This window comes from Acinetobacter sp. WCHAc010052, from assembly GCF_002165295.2.
GTDB classification, from domain to species: Bacteria; Pseudomonadota; Gammaproteobacteria; order Pseudomonadales; family Moraxellaceae; genus Acinetobacter; species Acinetobacter chinensis.
In genome coordinates, this window is the sequence record NZ_CP032143.1 from 3,137,150 (window position 1) to 3,158,920 (window position 21,771).

The following is a 21,771-nucleotide window of genomic DNA, read 5'->3' on the forward strand; positions in this document are numbered from 1 at the left end:
ATTTTTATCACTTTCTGCCTGATTATTTTAATTTGAGACTCCATCTCAGAAAATGGGCTGTTACATAACAACACGTTTTTCGCATCGCCCTCCCTTTAAAAAGAAGAAAAGTATCTCCATATAAAAAGTATGGCAGTTGACTGCCGATGACTGATTTCTCAAGAGGAGGCCTGCATGGCCAATATAGGTTTATATCGCTCTTATCGACAAAATATGGTTGCCGGTGTGATGGGAGGTATTGCTGAACGTTTTGGCTGGAATGCAAATTTACTGCGCATTATTTTTGTTCTGATTTCCATTATGAGCGCAGCTTTTCCAGGTATTCTGGTTTATCTGATTTTATGGCTCGTGATTCCAAAAAAGAATGAATCAGATACACAGCATCATGGCTATGCACGACCTGTTCGCACTGTTCAGAATGAATCAGGCTCAGACAGATACTGATCCAAACTTACTTTTATTGATCCTTTTTACAGCTGTGCCTCCCTCCCCCGGATGCACAGCTTCTTTTTGACTACTGTTTCAGTAATGTACTCAGCTGACGATCCAGTACAGCAATCATATCTGCACGACTGATAATCCCCACCAGACGCTGCTGTTCCACCACCGGTATATAATTAAATGAACGTTCCACAAAATACGGAATCAGATCATGCACAGGCTGCATTGGCTGAACCGTAACGACCTTTTTACTCATGATATGCCTGACTTTATGTTCCCATCCTGCCTTAGGATCGGCTGCACGTTTAAACCATTCCACTACTTCATACAGTGCCAGTGTTCCCACTAGTACCCCTTCAGCATTGATCACAGGCAGACTCATCAGATTCATATCTTTAAATTTATTCAGTGCCAGGTGAATATCATCTTCAGCATGCAAACTGATCACATCACGGCTCATAATATCCTGACAACAGAACTGACTGACCGCTCTGGCACTGGCTTTTTCCTGCGCCTGTAAAATGATTTTCTGTAAATCATATTCACTGATATCGAGCAGCTCTGTCTGCTGATCCAGCACTTCCTGAATGTCTTTAGGCTGAATACTGACTTTCTGCGTTGGTGTCGGATCTTTGGAACGGGTATTGACCTGAGCCACCTGGGGATACTGTTTGCCAAGCATACGATTAAAAATAATCGCGACAACCAACAGCAAAACCGAATTTAACAGAACGGGATAAAAGATAAAGGCATACCCCAGCTGATGCACAGGCTCTCCGCCCAGTACAGCTGTTATTGCCACCGCACCACTGGGTGGATGCAGTGAATCTGTGGTCATCATCAGAAAAATGGACAGAGCGACCGCAATACTGAATGCTTCTGTCTGACCGGGAATGTACATGGCACAGGTCACGCCAATGACTCCAGCAATGATATTTCCCACCACCATGTTCCAGGGCTGCGCCAGAGGACTGGCAGGTACAGCAAACAACAGTACGGATGATGCACCCATTGGGGCGATATACCATGCATTGAAACCACCCAGCACATACCAGCTGATGAATGACGATATTGCCAGTCCCAGTAATGCCCCGATTCCACACAGCAATCGTTCTTTCAGCGGTAAAACTTTAAAATTGGGTTTTAAGGTATTTAACCATTCAAGCTGGGTATGAAACACGGTATTCCTTTGTTTTACACATTTGAGCCGCAATTATACGATGTTGTTCCCATAAGATATATTCAATATCCATCTTCATTTTAAAATGACTGATATATCAGGACGATCCACCCAGATATTCCTGCAGTTGATCCACTCTGTTCTTATATTCGACCATCGGGCAGAACTCGTACATGGGAGAACCCACATAAGCCCCTGCATTTCTGCATTCCTGATCAATATAACTTTTCCATAAGCGCTGCGATTTTAAAATATCTGTGTAACGCTCAGGCTGCTGATATTCCTGACTTTGCTTTTTGATCCGATCCAGCAGACTGACAATCTGCTTTTCATAAATTGCACGGCTGTAATTACTGCATGCACTCACCACACCATTATTGATTCCCTGTAACTTCATTTTATCAATCATGCTGTCTACACACTGACTGTAAACGTCATCATCCTTTTCCGTCTGAGCCAGCACCATCTGACTGAAAAACAGACTGGTGATCATGATTATTTTCAAGCATACTCTTTTCATACTGACCCTTTTTATAATTTTTCCATGCCTGACTATAGCAAAGAAACCATCATCAAATCGCTGTTGCTGGCTCCCTGCGCTCTGCTCATTCTTCTGACTTTGTCTTTTATGTATCTGAACAATGAATTCAGATTTCAGTCCATTCCGTTTATTCTGGCTGCAAATGCACTGATTTATTGTATTTACTGTGTTTTTACCATCCCGATCAGCTATACCTGCTCCATGCTGCTGGCAGGAAAAAATCAGCTGAATATCGTCACGATTATCACTGGTTCAGTGCTGACCTGCTTTCTGATTACTCTCATGGGTTATCTGATTTTTACACACAGCCTGCCAGAACCATTGTCCCGACTATTTACAGACTGGTTTTTTTACAGTTTTGCTGTTTTTACCGGTATTTGTTACTGGGGGTTGTTGCACTATTTTCAGCGAAAGTCTTCACGGACTTCCAGCGCATAAATATAATCCACCCAATATGTTCGCCAGCTTTATTATGCCGTGAATAAAATTCGGCTGTACTCCCCTATACCCTTTGCCACTCTCCCCCAAAATCCTTATACTTAGAACCAATTTTTCTAATACTTATAGTGGATGCTGCATGAGTCGCGCCATATCGCATATTGATACATTCCAGGGCTTAATTCTTGCCTTACAAAACTATTGGGCTGAACAAGGTTGTGTAGTGTTACAACCTTACGATATGGAAATGGGTGCAGGGACATTCCACACTGCAACATTCTTACGTGCACTGGGTCCTGAAACATGGAACGCAGCATACGTTCAGCCATCCCGTCGTCCGAAAGACGGTCGTTATGGTGAAAACCCAAACCGTTTACAGCACTATTACCAGTTCCAGGTCGTGCTTAAGCCAAACCCAGACAACATTCAACAGTTGTACTTAGATTCATTAAAAGCAATCGGCATCGATACACTCGTCCACGATATTCGCTTCGTAGAAGACAACTGGGAATCTCCAACACTTGGCGCATGGGGCTTAGGTTGGGAAGTTTGGCTTAACGGTATGGAAGTGACTCAGTTCACTTACTTCCAACAAGTCGGTGGTGTTGAATGCTACCCTGTCACAGGTGAAATCACATACGGTCTTGAACGTCTGGCAATGTACCTCCAAGGCGTAGATTCAGTTTACGACTTGGTTTGGACGAAAGGTCAGTTCGGTACAGTGACTTACGGTGACGTATTCCATCAAAACGAAGTTGAACAATCGACTTATAACTTTGAATATGCCAACGTTGAAAAAATGTTTGAGCTTTTCGATTTCTACGAAGCTGAAGCAACTCGCTTAATGGAAGCTGAACTTCCATTGCCTGCATATGAACAAGTCATCAAAGCATCACATAGCTTTAACTTGTTAGACGCTCGTGGTGCGATTTCTGTGACTGAACGTCAACGTTATATTTTACGTGTTCGTACTTTGGCGCGCTCTATTGCGCAAAGTTATGTGGCTGCACGTGCAAAACTTGGTTTCCCAATGGCTGAACCACATTTACGTGATGAAGTACTGGCACAGTTAAAAGCACAAGTTGAAAGCGACGCAAAAGCTGAGCAAATTGAATCTAAGGAGAGCAAATAATGTCTAAACATACAGTATTGTTCGAATTAGGCTGTGAAGAACTTCCACCAAAAAGCTTAAAAAATTTACGTGATGCATTACAAGCAGAAACTGTAAAAGGCTTAAATGATGCAGGCTTAGCGTTTGATTCTATCGAAGCATACGCAGCTCCACGTCGCTTGGCATTGAAAATTGTCAATGTTGATGGCGCTCAAGCAGATACACAAAAACGTTTCGATGGTCCTGCAAAACAAGCGGCTTTTGACGCAGAAGGCAAACCGACTAAAGCACTTGAAGGCTTTATGCGTGGTCAAGGCATCACTGTAGATCAAGTCACCACTTTCCAGGCAGGTAAAGTTGAAAAAGTTTGTTATTTAAAAGATGTTCAAGGTCAAAGCCTTGACGTTTTATTGCCACAAATTTTACAAACAGCTTTGGACAATCTTCCAATTGCAAAACGTATGCGTTCAGCGGCAAGCCGTACTGAATTCGTTCGTCCTGTAAAATGGGTTGTATTACTTAAAGATAATGATGTTGTTGATGCAACCATTCAGGATCACAAAGCGGGCAATGTGACTTATGGTCATCGTTTCCATGCGCCTGAAGCGATTACATTGGCAAATGCAGAAGACTATTTAGCAAAATTAAAAGCAGCGCATGTTGTGGCGTCTTTTGAAGAACGCCAAGCGATCATCGACCAACAAGTCAAAGCACTTGCTGATGAAGTGAATGCGATTGCGATTGTACCAAGTGATCTCCGTGATGAAGTAACAGCATTGGTTGAATGGCCTGTTGCGCTTCGTGCAAGTTTTGAAGAACGTTTCCTTGCTGTTCCGCAAGAAGCTCTCATCACAACGATGCAAGACAACCAGAAGTATTTCTGTTTGGTCAATGCGGACAATAAACTGCAACCTTATTTCATTACCGTTTCAAATATTGAGTCTAAAGATCCGACTCAAATCATTGAAGGAAATGAGAAAGTTGTACGTCCTCGTTTGTCTGATGCTGAATTCTTCTTCTTACAGGATCAAAAGCAACCGCTTGCATCTCGTAAAGAAAAACTAGCCAATATGGTGTTCCAAGCTCAATTGGGTACGCTTTGGAACAAGTCTGAACGTATCGCAAAATTGGCTGTGGCTTTATCTGCAATCACAGGTGCAAACCCTGCTGATGCTGAAAAAGCAGCTTTACTTGCTAAATGTGACTTAACATCTGAACTCGTGGGTGAATTCCCAGAACTTCAAGGGATTGCGGGTACTTACTACGCACGTATTGAAGGTGAAAATGATGAAGTTGCGGAAGCTTTAGGTGAACAATATTTACCTAAATTTGCTGGTGACGTTTTACCACAAACCAAGACAGGTACGACCATTGCCCTTGCTGACCGTTTAGATACACTCACAGGTATTTTTGGTATTGGTCAAGCACCTACAGGTTCTAAAGACCCGTTTGCTTTACGTCGTTCAGCGATTGGTATCTTGCGTTTGGTGACTGAAAACAATCTTGATGTTTCGATTGAAGAATTGATCAAGCTTGCTTTAGCAGCGTATGGCGATGTGATCAAAGATCATGACAAGACTTTAACGGATGCAGTTGCATTCCTTGAAGGTCGTTATCGTGCGAAGTATGAAGATCAAGGCGTTGCAGTTGATGTTATCCAAGCTGTTCAAGCACTTTCTCCAAAATCTCCTTTAGATTTTGATAAGCGTGTCAATGCTGTGAATCATTTCCGTGACTTGCCTGAAGCTGCTGCACTTGCTGCTGCAAACAAACGTGTTGCGAATATCTTAGCGAAAGAAGCTGCACCGACTGGTGAAATCGTTGAATCTAAATTGGTTGAAGATGCTGAAAAAGCACTTTATGCCGAAATTCAAAAGTTGCTTCCTGTGGTTCAACCACTTTTAGCTGCAAAAGATTATACCGAAGCGCTGTCTAAACTTGCTGCATTACGTGCGCCGATTGATGCTTTCTTTGATGGCGTCATGGTGATGGCAGATGATAGCGACTTGAAAGCAAACCGTTTACGTTTACTAGCTCAGTTACGTGATTTGTTTACCAGTGTTGCGGATATTTCAGTTTTGCAGCACTAAAGTCTTAGTTACTTGAATTTAAAAGAAAACCCTGCTTGAATAAGTGGGGTTTTTTTAACAATGAAAAGAAATGCACGCGAACTATAAAACTTATGATTTTGAAAAAAGTCGTGACCGAATAGATGAAATTTTAGATTCTTCTGATTCTAATTATGTAGAATCAAAAACTATTCCTAATAGGGATAATTTAACTTTTACTAATGGATACTATATTTGCTGTTCGGCTCTTTTCATTGATATGAGAGGGTCTAAAGAATTTGCCAGCAAACATAGACGACCTGTAACAGCTAAGATATATCGAAGTTATATTTCTGAATTAGTTGCAGTATTAAATGGAAATTCAAATTTAAGAGAAATTTATATCGAAGGTGACTGTGTTTGGGGTGTTTTTAATACACCAAACAAAGCCGACATTGATTCAGTATTTGATACGTCTGCACAAGCTGCATCTTTAATTGATACTTTAAATATAAAATTACGTAAGAAAAAATATTCCGAAATTAAAGTAGGAATAGCAATGCATGATGAAGATGTATTAATGATTAAAGCGGGCTATAAGAATAGTGGAATCAATGAAGTAACTTGGATTGGCAAGCTTGTTGGTGAAACTGCAGACCTATGCTCTAAAGCAAATAAAAATGGTCGAAAAAGGCTTTTAGTGTCCAATTCTTTTTATAACAATCTAAATACACATAACAAAAGTCTTTTAACTAAATGCACCTCTGTTAATTGTTATCAAGGTAGCTATATAAATACAACAATGAATAAATGGGTTAATGAAAATGGATAAGATTGAATTTCTTCACTCTGCTATTCAAGATACCCAACAAAACATAAGAGCAATCGATTTTAAAATCGGTGCATTACTAGCTGGCTGTATTGTTCCTTTTCCACAAATAAGAGAAATTTTCAAATTTTTAACACTAAATGAATATTGGTGGCAGCATGCGATAGCAGCAATTATCTTTGTTATTTGGCTAGCGACCGTCCTAATTTTACTTTTTGCTCTTTCTGCTATAGATAACCCTAGTAAACATATTAATGATAGTACAGATCAAAAAGGTCTATATTTTAATGCTGGCTTATTCAAATTTAATTTACTCAACATTGTTTGGAGGAGTAATAATTTTTCCAAAAAATCAGTTCAAAGCTATAAAAATGAAATAGACGATACAAACTTAGATATATCCAAAGAATTAGCTTTCGAACACTTAAAGTTAATCTATATTCGTGACCTAAAACTTTTTCGCTTACGCCATGCGGTTGTTCTTATTTTCATACTTATTATTGGCGGATCAATCAGCTTCCTTGCAACACCCAATACAAAAAAAGTGGACGTTATAAATCAAGCTCCTCAACACCTTCACCCTAAACAATATTTAGACTATTTGTTATAGCCAATTTGCACTCGCTTCCCTATACTCAACCTAACAACTCGCAACAAGAACGAACCTTATGAAATTAAAAACTGTACTTTTCGCTACTTTTACTGCCCTTTCTATTACAGCATGTACATCTCAACCAACAATTCCACAGTTGACAGCGGGTGTCCTTCAGGAAGTTCAGAATCTTGATGTGTATCCAGATACAACCGACAACAAAGCAAAACTGACCAAATTCAGTGATAAATGCGTCATTGAATTTTCTGGCAACATGAAAGGCGGTAAAGCCGTAGAACAGTGGTCATTTAAAGGCAATTCACTGATTTCTGGTGGTTCAGCTGTATTTGCAAAAGACGGTACAAGTAAAGCGACCAGTTTTGATCTGAACGATGCCACCGTACAGCAGAACTTCCTGTTACTGCGTAAAAATTTTGCGAAAGAAGCGATTGCTCAGTGTGACTGATTTAGCAATACCACTTAAAAAAGCAACCACATGGGTTGCTTTTTTATTTCTGAAAATAAAGCGTCATGCGAGAAACAATGCTCTACTGAAAGAACTGCTTTTGTATCCTGAAAATACAGGCTAAAAATTAAACCATCCAAAAACAAAATCTTATAAATATTCCTTTGTAATCCATCTTCACAATTTCTTAATATTTGTAAAACTGCTGTTATTTCCGTGTGTGACTTTCATGACAAAATCAGTTTTATTCCATTTTTTCTTTATGATGAAAAAGTCTTAATTTAACCGGAAAAAATTCCTGTGCTGTTCAGACAGGATCACAATGATATGAAAACAATCAAAACAGTTTTAATCACTACCACTCTTTTAGCGACGTCTCCTTTATTTGCCAACACTGCAGTAAATGCAAGTGCAAATGCTGAAGTCAAAACAGGTGAACAAGGTGTATTGCACAGTATTACCAGTGGTGTAAGCAACACAGCGCATAAAGCAGGCGAAGGCATTCAGCATACCGCTGAAAAAGTCGATCAGAGTGTAGCCGTGGGTGTAGATAAAACACGTTCTACAAGTAAAAAAGTATGGGATGGCACGAAAACATTTACTGAAGAAAAAACAGATGCTGTGAAAGATAAAGCTGAAGATGCAAAAGACTTTACTGTTGAAAAAACCAGAGACACCAAATCTTATGTTGGAGGTAAAACAGATAAAGTCAAAAGCTTTAGCAAAGAAAAATGGCAGAAAACTAAAGATGCTCTGACACCTGCATCAGGAAGCACGGGTATTCAGGGTGGTGCTCAGGCAGAAGTCAGTACTCCAGTTGCTAAAGCTTCTGTGGGAACAAATGTAGAAGCTTCTACAACTCAATAAGCACCCCATGTTTTAAAAGCCCACTTCTGTGGGCTTTTTTAATGCTCAACAAAAATTCTGTACAAATCCTGATGAAGATTACATTCTCTCCCATGCAATTTCTGCCTCATTTCTTATAATGCATATAAAGATTGATAAGACTGAGAAATTCTGACCATGAAACTGATAAAAACTGTACTGGGCATCAGTCTTCTGGTGACTGCTCCCACGCTTTGGGCGCAACCTGAAGATACATCTGGGCAAAATCAAGGGACTCAGAAACCGATTGCTGCTTATGGTGATAATCCGAATATCTTCCATGTATGGGCTTATAAAGCTCAGGAAGGAGTCATTGGAGCTGCAAAAAATGCAGGTGCACTGACCGAAAAGGGTGTCGCCAAAGTTAAACCTTCTGTGGATCAGGCATGGAACAATTCGAAAGAACTGGCTTCATCTACAGTACAACAGGTCGATCAGTCTGCTCAGCATGCAACACAGCAGGTCAATGCAAAAATTCAGGAAACCCGTGAAGTGATGGGTGGAAAACCTCAGCAGTCAGCTCCGATTATTCAGGGTTCACTGAGTGACGAAAGCCCTGCCCAGATCCAGCAATCATCGTCATCTGTTCAGCATGCTCCAGCTCGACCTACTGCAACTCAGACACCTGTACCTGCTGAGCCTGAAGAAGAAATCAAAGTAACACGCCTTTAAGCACTGCGTCAGGTAAGTCAAAGCGTACAAAGCCTGTCTCTGACAGGCTTTTCATTTGCACACAAAATCAATTAAACTCGTTGGATTCTTCTTCATTCAACTAAAAAAATAATGAAAATAATATTTGGGCTGCTAGTCGGCTTAATTGTGGGATTTTTTACTGCCCAATTGATTGTGTCATCTCAAGGACAGAGCGCCCAGGCAAAAACTCCACCTCTCACCTTAACTGATCCTGCTGTCATTGCTGAAAAAAAGCAGGAACATAATTACATTCATGGAAAAGAAGGACAGTATCTGCAAATGGTGGAAAAACTGTCCAGTGAACAGTATCTTTCAACTGAGGGGAATGAAGCCACGCTGTTCAGACTGAATGACAGCTGCAAAATCACGATCAGCGTGGTGGGTGAAACCTACTATATGTACCGTACTTTCTTTTTCCATGACGGAAAACTTCTGCATGTCATGGAAAGTACCTATCAGTATCCGAATGGTGGACTGACCAATCCAGAAGGTAAAGACCCGTTTAAACAGGAACTGTATTCCGAAACCACTTTCAATACACACTCAAGATCCATTCAACAGGAATTTACCGAGCTGCTGAAAAACTTTAACTCTGAACTGACCAAAGGATGCTGACTGTTTCAGCTGAACAGAATAATCAGTTCACCCGACGCAGGGACTGACCCTGTTTAAAAGCCTGAGTATTCTGCACCATCTGCTGAACGATCCGCTGTCTTGCATCAACACTGCCCCATGCACTATGTGGTGTGATAATTAAGTTAGGAATATCTTCAGCCAATAGGACATTGCCATCCTTTGGTGGTTCTACTGAAAGAACATCTGTCGCTGCACCTGCGATTTCGCCATTCAGTAATGCCTGCGCCAGTGCCTGTTCATTGACGATACCACCTCTTGCACAATTGATCAGAAATGCTGATCGCTTCATCAAATCAAAAGCTTGCTGATCTATTAGATCACGGGTTTCATCAGTCAATGGACAATGTAAACTGAGAAAATCCACCTGAGGCAATAACTGCTTAAATGGGATGCGTGATTCACTTTGCGGACGATTCGGCAAAGCACCGACCAGGACATTCATACCAAAAGCTTCTGCTAACTTAGCAACTGCTTTGCCCAATTCACCATAACCAATGATGCCCAAAGTTTTCCCTGACAGTTCGATAATCGGGAAATCCAGTAAACAGAAAATCGGTGATGTGTTCCACTGCCCTTGTTTTACCGCTTGATCATATTTTAAAAGTGAAGTCGCTAAAGTCAGCATCAAGGTCAGTGTATGTTGTGCAACCGCAGACGTGCCATAACCTTGACAATTACAGACCACAACGCCCTTTGATTTAGCAGTGACCAGATCAACGTTATTCGTCCCCGTCGCAGAGATCAGGATCAGCTTAAGATTTTGACATTGTTCAATCATCAACGCATCGACAACGACTTTATTGGTGATAATCACATCAGCATTTTTTACCCGTGCCAACACCTGATCTGAGATTGTCGCAGGATAACGTTCAAGATCATCAAATTCTGCTTCCAGTAAACTGAAATCCAGATCATTTTTATCTAAAGATTCATAATCTAAAAATACAGCTTTCATTTACATTCCTTGTTTGGCTAAGCACAAAACGATAGTTTTTAAATATACCAGTTATTTATCACAAGCTACTGAGCTGTTGCAGGAATAAAGTTAAATGATTTATTTTTTAATGCGGTTAAATAGGCAATTGCCATCCGATAGGCTTCCTGAATAATTGCTTCAGAAATATAACTTTCATTGTAGTAGCCATGTTTCATACAGGTGAAAATCAACTCCATGAGAATGGTTAATGTATCGGGTTGTTGTGGCACATAATTATCCACTTTAATCATTTCCAAAGCTTTACGAACTCCCTCACTGACCTTTTTCAATTCAATCTGATATTCCAGATAGGCTTGTCGCGTAAAAGGTCCACTCAGAATCAATAAACTGGCAATTTCAGATTCATTAAAAAACTTTGCAGTTGTTCGGATCATACTTTCTGTGAGTAATCGTCCATACTCATCAATACTGGCATTCGGGTTTTCAGTCAAAATACGTACAGCAGCTTGCCCCAGTTGTTTAACCAAACCATTCAAATGTGCCAGTGCTATATGACGGAAAATATCGTATTTCGTCGGAAAAAATTGATAAATACTGGTTCGAGGCACACCTGAAGCATTGGCAATCTCAGGAATAGAAACTTTTTCAATTCCAATAGATAACAGCAACTTCTCAGTGGTTTCCAACATCGTTTCCATGCGTTTTTGTGAACGTTCCTGCTTAGGCTTGTTCACCTTTTTCGTCACTTTTTTCAACACAGATGTTGACGGTATTTTGATCATTCAGCTATTCTCTTTAAAAATCCAACAAATGTTGGTTTTACTTCTTCCTTGTAGTCATACAAAAAATATAGAGGAAAACGGAAATGAATTTACCCCTTTCCGATGTAAAAATGTCAAAACAAAGCAAAATTAAACTTTTTGCAGATCCAGAAGATGAATTACGCAATCAAAGAATCCGTAAAGGGATTATTGACGTGGGTAATCAATTACGTGAGCGTCATCCGTGGTTAGTTCAACACCAGGATCAAATTGGTCTCGGTATTTTAGCAACCGCAGTCACTGGAATTATTTTCAATATAACACAGTACTCCAGAGGGAAAATGCCATGGTATGTGGCAGTTCCGCTTTCTGCATTCTGGATGTCGATCCTGCATGAACTTGAGCATGATTTAATCCACCAGATGTATTTCCGTAAAAATAAGAATATGCATAATTTGATGATGGGTGCGGTCTATATGTTCCGTCCAAGTACCATCAGCCCATGGGTTCGTCGTGATATTCATTTGCATCATCACAAGTCATCAGGCACGAAAAGCGATCTTGAAGAACGTGGTATTAACAATGGTGACAAATGGGGCTTAAAACGCCTGCTCATGACGGGTGATAATATGCTGGCGGTTTATCTACGCCCGATCACCATGATGAAAACCACCCAGCGTTTTATCAATGCGCAGAAGAATTTAACCAAATTAGAAAAAGTAAAATTAAGAGCTAAAGTTTCAGCGGGCTATACACCTTTAGGACATATTCACTATGCCTTATGGCATGGCTTTATCCTGATGTCTGTCGCAAAGCTTTTGATGAAAGCAGTCGATATGCAACAGCCAACAAATAAGCTGTGGAAACTGGCAGATAAAAGCACCAAATTTTATGCCGTGAGTATCGCTGCACCGAATTTTCTCAGAACGCTGAGTCTGCATTTCACCAGCTCAAATATGCATTATTACGGTGATGTTGAAGATGGCAATATCGTTCAGCAATGCCAGGTGTGGACAGACTGGCGCATGAAACCTTTACAGGCATTCTGTTTTAACTTTGCAGGTACACATGCGATTCATCACTTTGTGGTACGTGATCCGTTCTATATTCGCCAAGCGATTGCACAGGACTGCTACCCAGTAATGAAAGAAAATGGCGTGCGTTTTAATGACTTCGGTACATTCAAACGTGCTAACCGTAGATTTTAATCAGGAAAATCATGAAAAATAACAACAATAAATAAAAATGTAAGGAACTTTCCGATTCATGAGGGCTCGTGCATGTGCCCTCTTTTTATTTGATATTGGCTCAATTCAATCTATAGTAAGCAAAATAAATTACGACTCAATATCCATAATGACATTAAAAACATCCAGACAATTAACAATTCTAATCTTCTGCTTTTGCACAATTTCAACAACTGTTAGTGCTGCTGAAAAAATACTACAATCCTTAAGCAATCTCGAAGAATACCAGACACATGAAGGTAATACCTTCAAACTCATCAAAATAGAACAAGGTTGTCGAATCGAGGCACATTTCTTTTTATCGTTTGAACAGAAAATCTATAACTACTATTTCAACACCCAAACTTTATACAAAGCGACTGAAAAAACATTACGTTATGAATATAAAAAAGATCTTGAAGGGTCTTTAGACGCTGTCACTAAAATCCATCCCTATTCAAGTGCAATCTATCCATTGACTGATGTTGAAATGCGTCAAGATTTCAATGAATACAAAGCACTCTTTCCTAAAGCACAGTTAAAGAAATGTACTTAACTGTGCAATATTGATTTAAACATTTTAAATCCAGGCAAATGAATCGTAGTTAATCAATCTAAGCAATTTTAAAATGACAGAACTCATTCAGGCTTTCATCATCAAAACTGACCAGTCCCTGAATATCACAACTCATATAAAAGTTTTTATAACTCAGCACATAAAAGTCTGTGGTCTTTTTAATCACAATTGGATTCATATCCAAAGATAAAGCATCGTCCTGTTTAAATAATTTGGTCACACGGCGGTCATTCATACAGATCAGATAGTTCTGCTTTTTAATTTCCACCTGTGCCAGACCACTGTTTTCCACATGCAATGGAATAATATATTTTCCATTGACATCAATGACCTGCTGATCATAACTTTCCAGTTTCTGGGTAATAACATTGAAAACCAGAATATTGCCAAAGCTGTCTTTGAGCTGCATTCTGTCTTCAAAAGCAAAATTGACCTGAATGCCCAGTTTTTGTAAATCCTGTTCATCCACCCGTTTATTGGTCAATAAAATACGGGTGATGGTCTGTTTCAGACTGGCATCAAAAAAGTTACTGTCCAGCTGAATATCAGTCCCTTTCAGAATTTTCCCGAGGGCTTCGTTATGTGTCCCCAGTAAATGGGCAATCACACTGCGGTAATAAAACTTGCTGTTTTTCTTCACCTCACGGATCTGCTTATAAAAATAGGTCTGATCGTAAGGATGTTCAATAAAGTCATGCAACAGAGCAGAGTTTGCCAGTACAGCAATGGCATCATGCCCTGTATAAGGCAGATGCAGTGTGTGTAGCTGAGGAATCAGAGGTTTGATTTTTAAATAATGCTCTTTATCATTTTCAAAATACGGGTCATAAACAATGATGTATTCACAATCACTCACAATGTCCTGAGCCTGAATCCGCATGTCTGCATTCAGCGTTTCATCGTAGAAATCGGTATAGCGTTTATCATCGACTTCAGCAGGATTAATCGAATACTGTGGCACCATCGCAACCACACGGTTCATTTTCAGGACACGTGCATACTTAATGGCAGCATATCCACCCATGGAGCCACCATATCCGACGATATTTTTAAACTGGCTCAGAATCGGGCTCAAATGTTCCATCAGTGCCGATATACTGGATGCAGGAAACCATGATTTCTGCTTGGGCATAATACCCACCACAGCATAATCATATTTCATCAAAGACTTTTCTGCGTTAATCGAAAGCCCTTTAGCACGTGTAATCAGATCACCAAAGGACAGGACTAAGGTGTCAGAGTTTCCCTGTAAATAGATTGCTCTGATATGTTCGTCTTCAAAAATAATGTGTTTTTCCATACCCACACCGACTATAAGCGGCCCTTTAATTTTCCTTTTCGATTGAACAAATAGACCACTGTCTATTTATCAGAACTGAATGAGTTATTTTATAGATGCCCCGGAGATAAAAAAGCGCAAAATATGACACAATCACTCCACCCTGCTGCTCAAAAAGGCTTCAGTTCTGCTGCAGAACTCTATCAACAGGTGCGTCCAGGCTATCCTCAGGACATTGTCAGCTGGCTGAAAGACCAGCTTCATCTGAATGAAAATTCATCAGTTGTAGACCTGGGTGCCGGTACTGGCAAGTTCTTAAGCTCTCTGCAACAGATCACAACACAGATCACAGCGGTGGAACCTGTTGCAGAAATGCTGACACAGCTGAAACAGGCTTTCCCTGATGTTAACACTTTACAGGCTTTCAGCAATAATTTGCCCTTAGCATCCGGAACGATTGATGCTGTTGTGTGCGCTCAGTCATTTCACTGGTTTGCCAATATGGACACACTGACTGAAATTCACCGCATACTGAAATCCAAAGGTCAGCTGGGGCTGATCTGGAATCAGCGGGATACCCGTGTTGACTGGGTTCAGGCACTTGCCGAACTGATTGTGCCAATGGAGCAGGACACTCCAAGATTTCACAGTGGGTTATGGCAAAATGTATTTTCAGATCAGACTCTGTTCCATGCTGAACCGCTTCATCAGTTTGAACACCACCAGACAGGAACGGTGGAACAGGTGGTTTCAAAACGTCTGCTGTCCACAAGTTTTATTGCTGCCATGCCACAGGAACAACAAAGTCAGCTGAAAGCTCAGTTTGAAGACATTGTGTTTCAGCACTGTGGTAAAAGACCTCAGGACGAAATTTCGTTTCCTTACGTGACTTATGCTTATAATTTTACAAAGATTGATTGAAAAATAAGGACTGGAATATATGACCATCAAGCATTTATCTCTTGCTGTTATTATGGGGAGCATGATCGCACTGAGTGCCTGCGGTAAAAAAAATTCTGAACCCACAGAGGATATTCGACCTGAAGATAAAGTCATGCAGGAACTGGCTTCCGGCCCTGTGAAAGAATTTCCACAGACCGCCGATGATCAGCATGATATTGCCCAACTCAGCGACTATGATGATCGTTTCACCCAGATGAGTGATGAAATGGAAGATGAGATCATGAAAATGAAGGATGCCGGTACGCTGACACCTGAATTTGCATATGAACGCAAGCGTGATAATGTCCGTTCCGCACTGAGCATGCTCAAGGAGCTTGAGCTGAAAACTGAACAGGGACGATATATTCAGGGCTTAATGGCAAACTATTGGGAAAATCAGTTCCGCATTCTGGAACAGCACAAAAATGACGCTGAAACCACCACAGTAAAAGACGAAGAGAAAGTAAAAGGACTGGGGGACTTTATTCAGGCACAGGAACAGCTTGAAGCCTGGCGTGCAAAATATCCTGAAACTGCCCAGAACCCGTCATAAACTCTAAAAACTTTATTAAAAAAAGGATGCATCAGCATCCTTTTTTTTAATTCTGTGAATATCAAACAGCCAGACTTAAGGACGCTCTTCATACTGAGGCAAGTCATCACAGATGCTTTCCCACTCTGCTTTATATGCCGTGAAAATATGCATCACAGGTTTCTGCTCAAGAGGTGTATCCAGTGTTCCCAAACGAAGTCTATAGGTGTCCGGTGTTTCAGCTTTGATACTGATAATTGGTGAAGCACATTCTGCACAGAAACAGCGGGTCGTTGTCGGTGTCGATTCAAATTTTTTCAGTAAATGCTCGCCCTGCACAATTTTAAAATCGACTTTGTTAATCGGGGCATTGGTTGCATAAGCCGTACCATTTGCTTTACGGCAACGCTTACAGTGACACTGAACCATCTCACCAATTTCGCCATGAATTTCATAGCGCAAGCCACCGCACAGACAGCTTCCTGCATACACTTTTTCTTCGGACATCTTTCGCTTCCCGTGATTTATGTAGCAATCAATTTAGCACAGCACTTCACACTTAATAAAAACTTAATCTCTATTCTGATGATTCATAAACAAAGCCTGCTGTACGCCATGCCCCGCTGCCCGCCCAGTTGCAAAACAGGCTGTCAGTAGATATCCGCCTGTCGGTGCGTCCCAGTTCAGCATTTCACCACAGCAGAATACAAATGGACTCGACTTTAACTGCAGATGCTCTGTCAGCGCTTCAGAGCGGACGCCACCTGCACAGCTGATGGCTTCTTCAATAGGACGGAAACCCTGTAAAGGAATCTGCAGATTTTTAATCTGTTTTGCCATAACGTCAGGCTGATGCCACAGACTTTTATCCACCAGTTCACGGACCAGACTGGCTTTTACCGTATCCAGTCCTGCTTTGCGCCATACATTACTCAATGACTGTTTCTTTGAGGGCTGAAGTTTTTGCTGTAACTGCGCCACACTCTGATCAGGCAACAGATCCATAAACAGCTGCAGGTCGAGTCCATTTTTCTGCATGTTACGCAGTGCCCGTCCCTGTTTGTAAATCAGTCCGCTTTCCATGCCATAGTGACTGATAATCACATCACCCTGAGTTTTCAGCTGTGGATCAGTCCAGACATCCACCCGCTTCAAAGGCTGACCAAAGACACTCTGCATATAGTCAGACCAGTCATGTAACACCCCAGCATTGCTTGCCTGAAAATCTTCTGTTTCATCTGCGGACAGCCATTTCTGCCATGCACCATCACTGCCCAGGCGTGACCAGGACACTGCTCCACAGGCCAGAATAATGGCATCAAAACGCTGTGAGGTCTGCACGCCATCTTTGAGATTTTCTATGGTCAGAGTCTGCTGTTTTAAATCCCGGACTGCATGACGGTAATGAAACTGCACACCTGCGGTATTCAGGCGTTGTAACCATGCCCGTAGTAACGGCGCTGCTTTCATTTCATTGGGAAAAATACGACCAGATGTGCCTGTATAGGACGCTATGCCCAATCCTGCCATCCACTGCTGTATCCAGTCAGCATCCCAGCGTCTGACCCACGGCGCCAGCCATTCAGGACAGTCATAGCGCTGTATAAACTGCTCAATATTTTCAGCATGAGAGATATTCAGTCCTGTTTTTCCAGCCATTAAAAATTTACGGGCAGCTGAAGGCTTCTGTTCAAAAATGTGAATCTCAACAGCTTCACCAGACTGACTCAGTACTTCAGCAGCCATTAACCCTGCTGGACCTGCCCCAATAATGGCAACCTTTTTACTGGTCATCTGCTGGCTCTGCATTCTGCCCGTTTAAAGGCTGAAAGCTGTCAAAACGGGTGCTGTAACTTTCAGGTTTGCAGATGACCAGCTGCTGGCACAACTCGCCACGCTCCAGATATTTAATCTCAAAATGCGTCCGTGCTGAGTCACTGGCAATGATCTGTTTTTCATAAGGCAGTTTCCAGACTGCTTTCAGCTGCTGCTCTGCTTCCTCAATATATTCAGGAATATTACTGGCCAGTGTCACCGTGCCATTTGCCTGTAAACGGGATAATAAAAATTCAAAAAAAGGCATATTTAACCAGCGCTGTGCCGGATTATGCGGTTCAGGATTTGGATACAGAATAAACAGCTGCTGCACCTGAGCCGGATATAAAGCATGTACCACCCATGGCAATGCATCTGCATGTACAGGTGTCAGATTCTGCTGCCCTTCAAGCCCATGCTGTTTCTGCATTGCCACAAATTTTTCGCGGGTTCGCTCCACGGCTATCAGTTTCAGTTCAGGATGCTGACCCGAAAAAAGCAAGGCATGTTTTCCTTTACCTGCTCCAATTTCCACACAGACTGGCGCATTTTCTACAGGCTGAAAATTACGTGGAGCCTGCATACGCTGGGCTTGAAATTGACGAATCGGCATAATCAGATCAAACTTGTTAAAATCGGCACAAGTTTAGCAATTCCTGAATGGATTTGCTGTTCAATTTAAGGATTTCAGCATGTCTCACACTTTCCCTTGTCCACGTTGTGGCGAACTGTCCCAATGGGAAAACAATGAATTCAGACCTTTCTGTTCTGAGCGCTGCAAAATGATTGACCTGGGTGCATGGGCAAATGAAGAATATAAAATGCCCACACAGGATGCTCCTCAGGCAGATGGCGGTGATGAGCGGGAATTTTTCTGACAGCCGTAGTGCATCTGCAAACATTCCGGCAATAAAAAATCTGCACATAAGCAGATTTTTTTTAACACAGCTGACTGATTTATCCCGCTTTACCTGCAACAAAGGGATTATGCAGCTTTTCAAAGCCAATGGTACTCAGCGCTCCATGTCCAGAAATAAACTGCGTTTCATCTGGCAGACTGAAACATTCTCTGTGAATGGAATCAATCAGCTGCTGATGGTTCCCTCGAGGGAAATCTGTGCGTCCGATTGAACCTTTAAACAGTACATCTCCGGTCCAGAGCAGACCATAGTTTTTATTATAGAACATGACATGACCTGGCGTATGTCCTGGCGCAAAACGGACTTCAAACGTTTCACTGCCCAGTTTCAGCACCTCACCACCCTCAAGCCACTGTGTCACATGAACAGGTTCTGGTACAGGAAAACCATAACGTGCTGATACTTCCTGAATCATGTCCAGCCAGAACTGATCTTCTTTATGCGGACCAATCACAGGTACATTCCATGCCTTCGTCAAAGCACCTACCGCGCCTGCATGATCCAGATGTCCATGCGTCAGCCACAGCGCTTTAACGGTCAGTCCCAGCGCTTCCACCTCAGCTTTAAGTTTTTCAGGCTCCCCACCCGCATCAATCAGGACTGCCTCTTTTGTTTCTGCATCCCAGACTATGGAACAGTTTTGCTGAAATGCCGTAACAGGCACAATTTTCACTTGCAGCATCTGGCTAAACCTCAGGGTTTTAATTGGCTAATGTGTGCTTTAAGGCTTCAAGATTAGCCTGAAGTAATGAATTGAGCAATTGCAGATGATCTTCACGAGCATTCAATGCAGGAATATAGTCATACTGCTTACCCCCTGCATTCAGAAACAGTTCTTTATTCTGAATCGCAAGCTCCTCAAGAGTTTCAAGGCAGTCTGCGGAAAATGCCGGACTCATAATCTGAACCGATTGAACGCCCTGTTCAGCCCATTCTGCCAGCAGCTGATCTGTATAAGGTTTGACCCATTCCTGCTTGCCAAATCTGGACTGAAAACTGATTGCCCATTCATTGTCCTGCAAATTCAGTGCTTCTGCCAGTTTCTGTGCTGTGACTCTGCAACGGTCTGCATAAGGATCGCCTTTATCTGCATAAGGCTGAGGAATACCATGAAAGGACATCAGCAGTTTTTCCGCCTGCCCATGCGTAGCCCAGTACTCCCTGACACTCTGAGCCAGAGACTCAATATAAAGCGGATGCTGAAAATAATCACGGATCAGGGTTAAACCTGGCAGATTCCGCTGTTTCAGCGTCCATCGTGCAAAGGCATCATACAAAGGTGCCGTTGACGTTGCAGAATACTGTGGAAATAAAGGCAGTAAAACAATGTGATCCTGAGGATGCTGTGCAAGCTGTTCAAGCACATCCTGAATACCAGGATTTCCATACGTCATGGCTGGAACGACATTCAGTTCAAATTCAGGAAATGCAACCGTCAGATTCTGTCTCACAGCATCGGTCTGTGCATAAATAATTTCACGCATAGGTGAGTCATCAGACCAGATGGATGCATACGCATGCGCCACTCTGCGGGGTCTGAATGGAAGAATGAACAGTCTTAAAATAATCTGCCAGAGCGGGACAGGGATTTCAATCACCCGATGATCGGAAAGAAACTGTTTCAGAAATTTTCTTACCGCAGGAACCTCAGGTGTATCTGGCGTTCCCAGGTTGGCAAGAACAACGGTTACTTTCGGTTTGGATGCAGAAAACATTCAGTCCTCTCAGATCTGTTCAGTGTCCTTACTTTAACAGTTTTCTGCACTTCCGCTAAACAAGTTAATACGTTGACTTCAATTGTAGAACCCGATCAGCATCCAGCAGATTGCTTTCCAGCAGTTTCTGTCCTTTTGGAGTCAGTTGCCACAGCATTCTCTGGCGCTCATCACGCCCAGACTGAATAATCCATTCATTCTGCCGCATCTGCATTTTAATACTGTGCAAAGCCCTGATATTGATCTGAGAGCGGGCAACAGCATGTGCTCTTGGCATTTCTCTGCGTGCATCATTCAGTCCGGTATCATTCAGATATTCATTCATCCTTTTGGAGAAATATTCTTCAGGTGTCGGATGAATAAATGTCGCACCCAGTATGCCCAGCAACTGTGCCCAGGTCATCTTTTTCTGGATTTTCAGTTCTTTAAAATTACCATCCTGATAGGCATGCATTCTGTATTCAAAACTGAAATCTTCGTGCATGGCGACTTTAGGCAGGCTCAGAAATGGATCCACTTCACGCTTACCTGCTTCCGTTTCCAGCTGTTCAAGTTTTGCTTTCAGGCTGTCAATCTCATCATGCAGCGCCTGAGTATTCTGCGGACGCACCCAACCCTGTACAGGATAACGCTCAAGCATCTGTGGCATATTAAAACGTACTGCCATTTCCAGATCACGCATGCTTCGGTAGGTAAAAACCTGATCCACTTCCTGCTGTAAAAGCTTTCGGAATTCCTGAAATTTTTCTCTGAGTTCAGGCTTCGAATCCTGTAAAGAAATATCCCGTGACAGTGGATCTTCATGCATGAATACAATCATGGGCTTCTGCTTGGTCACCGCATAAATATATTCAAGATGCATATAACCGACACCTGAGACAGACTGTTCCCCATACTGACTGCCCAGAAGAATTATAACATAATCACAGTCGTCCACCTGTCTGCGGGCAAAAGCCGTGCTGAGTGGTGTACGCTGTTCAAGTCCCCATGAAAAAAAGCCCATACCTACTAAAGTCTGGGCAAGAATCATACGCTCAGGCTGCATTTCACTGCCTGATGTAGAAATAAAAACCTGATAACGCTTATCGAGCATTGGTTATCCTCATTATATCTTTGAGCACTGCAACGAATGCAGAATCCCGTCGCGGCTACAGTGCCCCACCCCAATGATAAAAATCAAAAAATAAATAAATTCAGTTCTCAGGAC

26 protein-coding genes are annotated in these 21,771 nt (G+C 41.9%); 15 read left to right on the forward strand and 11 right to left on the reverse strand.

Going from position 1 to position 21,771, the window contains the following annotated elements:
• Positions 1-174 precede the first annotated feature (174 nt).
• Complete coding sequence (locus CDG61_RS15330; protein WP_087550469.1) at positions 175-444, forward strand: PspC domain-containing protein; 270 nt, start codon at positions 175-177, stop codon at positions 442-444.
• A 70-nt stretch (positions 445-514) separates the two neighbouring features.
• Here CDG61_RS15330 and CDG61_RS15335 read toward each other — a convergent pair whose 3' ends face one another.
• Positions 515-1,621: an HPP family protein gene (locus CDG61_RS15335; protein WP_087550468.1), complete on the reverse strand. Its 1,107-nt coding sequence runs from the start codon at positions 1,619-1,621 to the stop codon at positions 515-517.
• A gap of 97 nt (positions 1,622-1,718) precedes the next feature.
• Complete coding sequence (locus CDG61_RS15340) at positions 1,719-2,141, reverse strand: lysozyme inhibitor LprI family protein (protein ID WP_087550467.1); 423 nt, start codon at positions 2,139-2,141, stop codon at positions 1,719-1,721.
• 24 nt (positions 2,142-2,165) lie between these two features.
• Here CDG61_RS15340 and CDG61_RS15345 point away from each other — a divergent pair, with 24 nt between their 5' ends.
• From CDG61_RS15345 to CDG61_RS15385, 9 genes are all read left to right on the forward strand, one after another.
• Complete coding sequence (locus CDG61_RS15345; RefSeq protein ID WP_087550466.1) at positions 2,166-2,600, forward strand: hypothetical protein; 435 nt, start codon at positions 2,166-2,168, stop codon at positions 2,598-2,600.
• Between the two features lie 139 nt (positions 2,601-2,739).
• On the forward strand, positions 2,740-3,732 hold the full coding sequence (glyQ, locus tag CDG61_RS15350) for a glycine--tRNA ligase subunit alpha (protein WP_087550465.1): 993 nt from the start codon (positions 2,740-2,742) through the stop codon (positions 3,730-3,732).
• Positions 3,732-5,801 carry a glycine--tRNA ligase subunit beta gene (gene glyS / locus CDG61_RS15355; RefSeq protein WP_087550464.1) on the forward strand — a complete coding sequence of 690 codons (2,070 nt, stop codon included), beginning with the start codon at positions 3,732-3,734 and terminating at the stop codon, positions 5,799-5,801. The genes glyQ and glyS overlap by 1 nt, the downstream gene beginning before the upstream one ends.
• Positions 5,802-5,871: 70 nt before the next feature.
• The gene (locus tag CDG61_RS15360) at positions 5,872-6,591 is read left to right on the forward strand and encodes an adenylate/guanylate cyclase domain-containing protein (protein WP_087550463.1); all 720 of its coding nucleotides are present in this window, start codon (positions 5,872-5,874) and stop codon (positions 6,589-6,591) included.
• A complete protein-coding gene (locus tag CDG61_RS15365) occupies positions 6,584-7,198 on the forward strand; it encodes a hypothetical protein (protein ID WP_087550462.1) in 615 nt (204 codons plus the stop codon). The genes CDG61_RS15360 and CDG61_RS15365 overlap by 8 nt, the downstream gene beginning before the upstream one ends.
• Positions 7,199-7,256: 58 nt before the next feature.
• Positions 7,257-7,646, forward strand: coding sequence for a hypothetical protein (locus CDG61_RS15370; protein WP_087550461.1), 390 nt, complete (start codon positions 7,257-7,259; stop codon positions 7,644-7,646).
• A gap of 327 nt (positions 7,647-7,973) precedes the next feature.
• The gene (locus CDG61_RS15375; RefSeq protein WP_087550460.1) at positions 7,974-8,513 is read left to right on the forward strand and encodes a hypothetical protein; all 540 of its coding nucleotides are present in this window, start codon (positions 7,974-7,976) and stop codon (positions 8,511-8,513) included.
• 156 nt (positions 8,514-8,669) lie between these two features.
• Positions 8,670-9,203 (forward strand): hypothetical protein, encoded by a 534-nt coding sequence (locus tag CDG61_RS15380; protein WP_228199588.1) that lies wholly within the window; start codon positions 8,670-8,672, stop codon positions 9,201-9,203.
• Positions 9,204-9,314: 111 nt separating this feature from the next.
• A complete protein-coding gene (locus CDG61_RS15385) occupies positions 9,315-9,839 on the forward strand; it encodes a hypothetical protein (RefSeq protein WP_147387800.1) in 525 nt (174 codons plus the stop codon).
• Positions 9,840-9,861: 22 nt separating this feature from the next.
• Here CDG61_RS15385 and CDG61_RS15390 read toward each other — a convergent pair whose 3' ends face one another.
• The gene (locus CDG61_RS15390; RefSeq protein ID WP_087550458.1) at positions 9,862-10,815 is read right to left on the reverse strand and encodes a 2-hydroxyacid dehydrogenase; all 954 of its coding nucleotides are present in this window, start codon (positions 10,813-10,815) and stop codon (positions 9,862-9,864) included.
• 65 nt (positions 10,816-10,880) lie between these two features.
• Positions 10,881-11,579: a TetR/AcrR family transcriptional regulator gene (locus CDG61_RS15395; protein ID WP_087550457.1), complete on the reverse strand. Its 699-nt coding sequence runs from the start codon at positions 11,577-11,579 to the stop codon at positions 10,881-10,883.
• 83 nt (positions 11,580-11,662) lie between these two features.
• Between CDG61_RS15395 and CDG61_RS15400 the strand changes: the two genes are divergently transcribed.
• The gene (locus tag CDG61_RS15400) at positions 11,663-12,766 is read left to right on the forward strand and encodes a fatty acid desaturase (protein WP_087550456.1); all 1,104 of its coding nucleotides are present in this window, start codon (positions 11,663-11,665) and stop codon (positions 12,764-12,766) included.
• 58 nt (positions 12,767-12,824) lie between these two features.
• A complete protein-coding gene (locus tag CDG61_RS15405) occupies positions 12,825-13,340 on the forward strand; it encodes a hypothetical protein (RefSeq protein ID WP_087550455.1) in 516 nt (171 codons plus the stop codon).
• Positions 13,341-13,398: 58 nt separating this feature from the next.
• Here the strand turns inward: CDG61_RS15405 and CDG61_RS15410 are convergent, their stop codons facing one another.
• On the reverse strand, positions 13,399-14,661 hold the full coding sequence (locus CDG61_RS15410) for a hypothetical protein (protein ID WP_087550454.1): 1,263 nt from the start codon (positions 14,659-14,661) through the stop codon (positions 13,399-13,401).
• Positions 14,662-14,784: 123 nt separating this feature from the next.
• On the opposite strand from CDG61_RS15410, the gene CDG61_RS15415 reads away from it, so the two are divergent.
• Together CDG61_RS15415 and CDG61_RS15420 are read left to right on the forward strand one after the other, a co-directional pair.
• The gene (locus tag CDG61_RS15415) at positions 14,785-15,561 is read left to right on the forward strand and encodes a class I SAM-dependent methyltransferase (RefSeq protein ID WP_265936247.1); all 777 of its coding nucleotides are present in this window, start codon (positions 14,785-14,787) and stop codon (positions 15,559-15,561) included.
• 19 nt (positions 15,562-15,580) lie between these two features.
• Complete coding sequence (locus tag CDG61_RS15420; RefSeq protein WP_087550452.1) at positions 15,581-16,135, forward strand: hypothetical protein; 555 nt, start codon at positions 15,581-15,583, stop codon at positions 16,133-16,135.
• A 75-nt stretch (positions 16,136-16,210) separates the two neighbouring features.
• On the opposite strand, the gene CDG61_RS15425 is transcribed toward CDG61_RS15420, so the two are convergent.
• The 3 genes from CDG61_RS15425 to CDG61_RS15435 form a co-directional block, all read right to left on the reverse strand.
• Positions 16,211-16,621 (reverse strand): GFA family protein, encoded by a 411-nt coding sequence (locus CDG61_RS15425; RefSeq protein ID WP_087550451.1) that lies wholly within the window; start codon positions 16,619-16,621, stop codon positions 16,211-16,213.
• A 63-nt stretch (positions 16,622-16,684) separates the two neighbouring features.
• The gene (locus tag CDG61_RS15430; protein WP_087550636.1) at positions 16,685-17,908 is read right to left on the reverse strand and encodes a TIGR03862 family flavoprotein; all 1,224 of its coding nucleotides are present in this window, start codon (positions 17,906-17,908) and stop codon (positions 16,685-16,687) included.
• On the reverse strand, positions 17,898-18,548 hold the full coding sequence (locus CDG61_RS15435; RefSeq protein WP_171405653.1) for an SAM-dependent methyltransferase: 651 nt from the start codon (positions 18,546-18,548) through the stop codon (positions 17,898-17,900). The genes CDG61_RS15430 and CDG61_RS15435 overlap by 11 nt, the downstream gene beginning before the upstream one ends.
• Positions 18,549-18,621: 73 nt before the next feature.
• Between CDG61_RS15435 and CDG61_RS15440 the strand changes: the two genes are divergently transcribed.
• Complete coding sequence (locus tag CDG61_RS15440) at positions 18,622-18,807, forward strand: DNA gyrase inhibitor YacG (protein ID WP_087512677.1); 186 nt, start codon at positions 18,622-18,624, stop codon at positions 18,805-18,807.
• 79 nt (positions 18,808-18,886) lie between these two features.
• On the opposite strand, the gene CDG61_RS15445 is transcribed toward CDG61_RS15440, so the two are convergent.
• The 3 genes from CDG61_RS15445 to CDG61_RS15455 form a co-directional block, all read right to left on the reverse strand.
• The gene (locus CDG61_RS15445) at positions 18,887-19,531 is read right to left on the reverse strand and encodes an MBL fold metallo-hydrolase (RefSeq protein WP_087550449.1); all 645 of its coding nucleotides are present in this window, start codon (positions 19,529-19,531) and stop codon (positions 18,887-18,889) included.
• A 19-nt stretch (positions 19,532-19,550) separates the two neighbouring features.
• On the reverse strand, positions 19,551-20,564 hold the full coding sequence (gene hemH, locus CDG61_RS15450) for a ferrochelatase (protein WP_087550448.1): 1,014 nt from the start codon (positions 20,562-20,564) through the stop codon (positions 19,551-19,553).
• Between the two features lie 64 nt (positions 20,565-20,628).
• Entirely contained in the window at positions 20,629-21,657 is a 1,029-nt protein-coding gene (locus CDG61_RS15455; protein ID WP_087550447.1) for a DUF4062 domain-containing protein, read from the reverse strand.
• Positions 21,658-21,771: the final 114 nt, after the last annotated feature.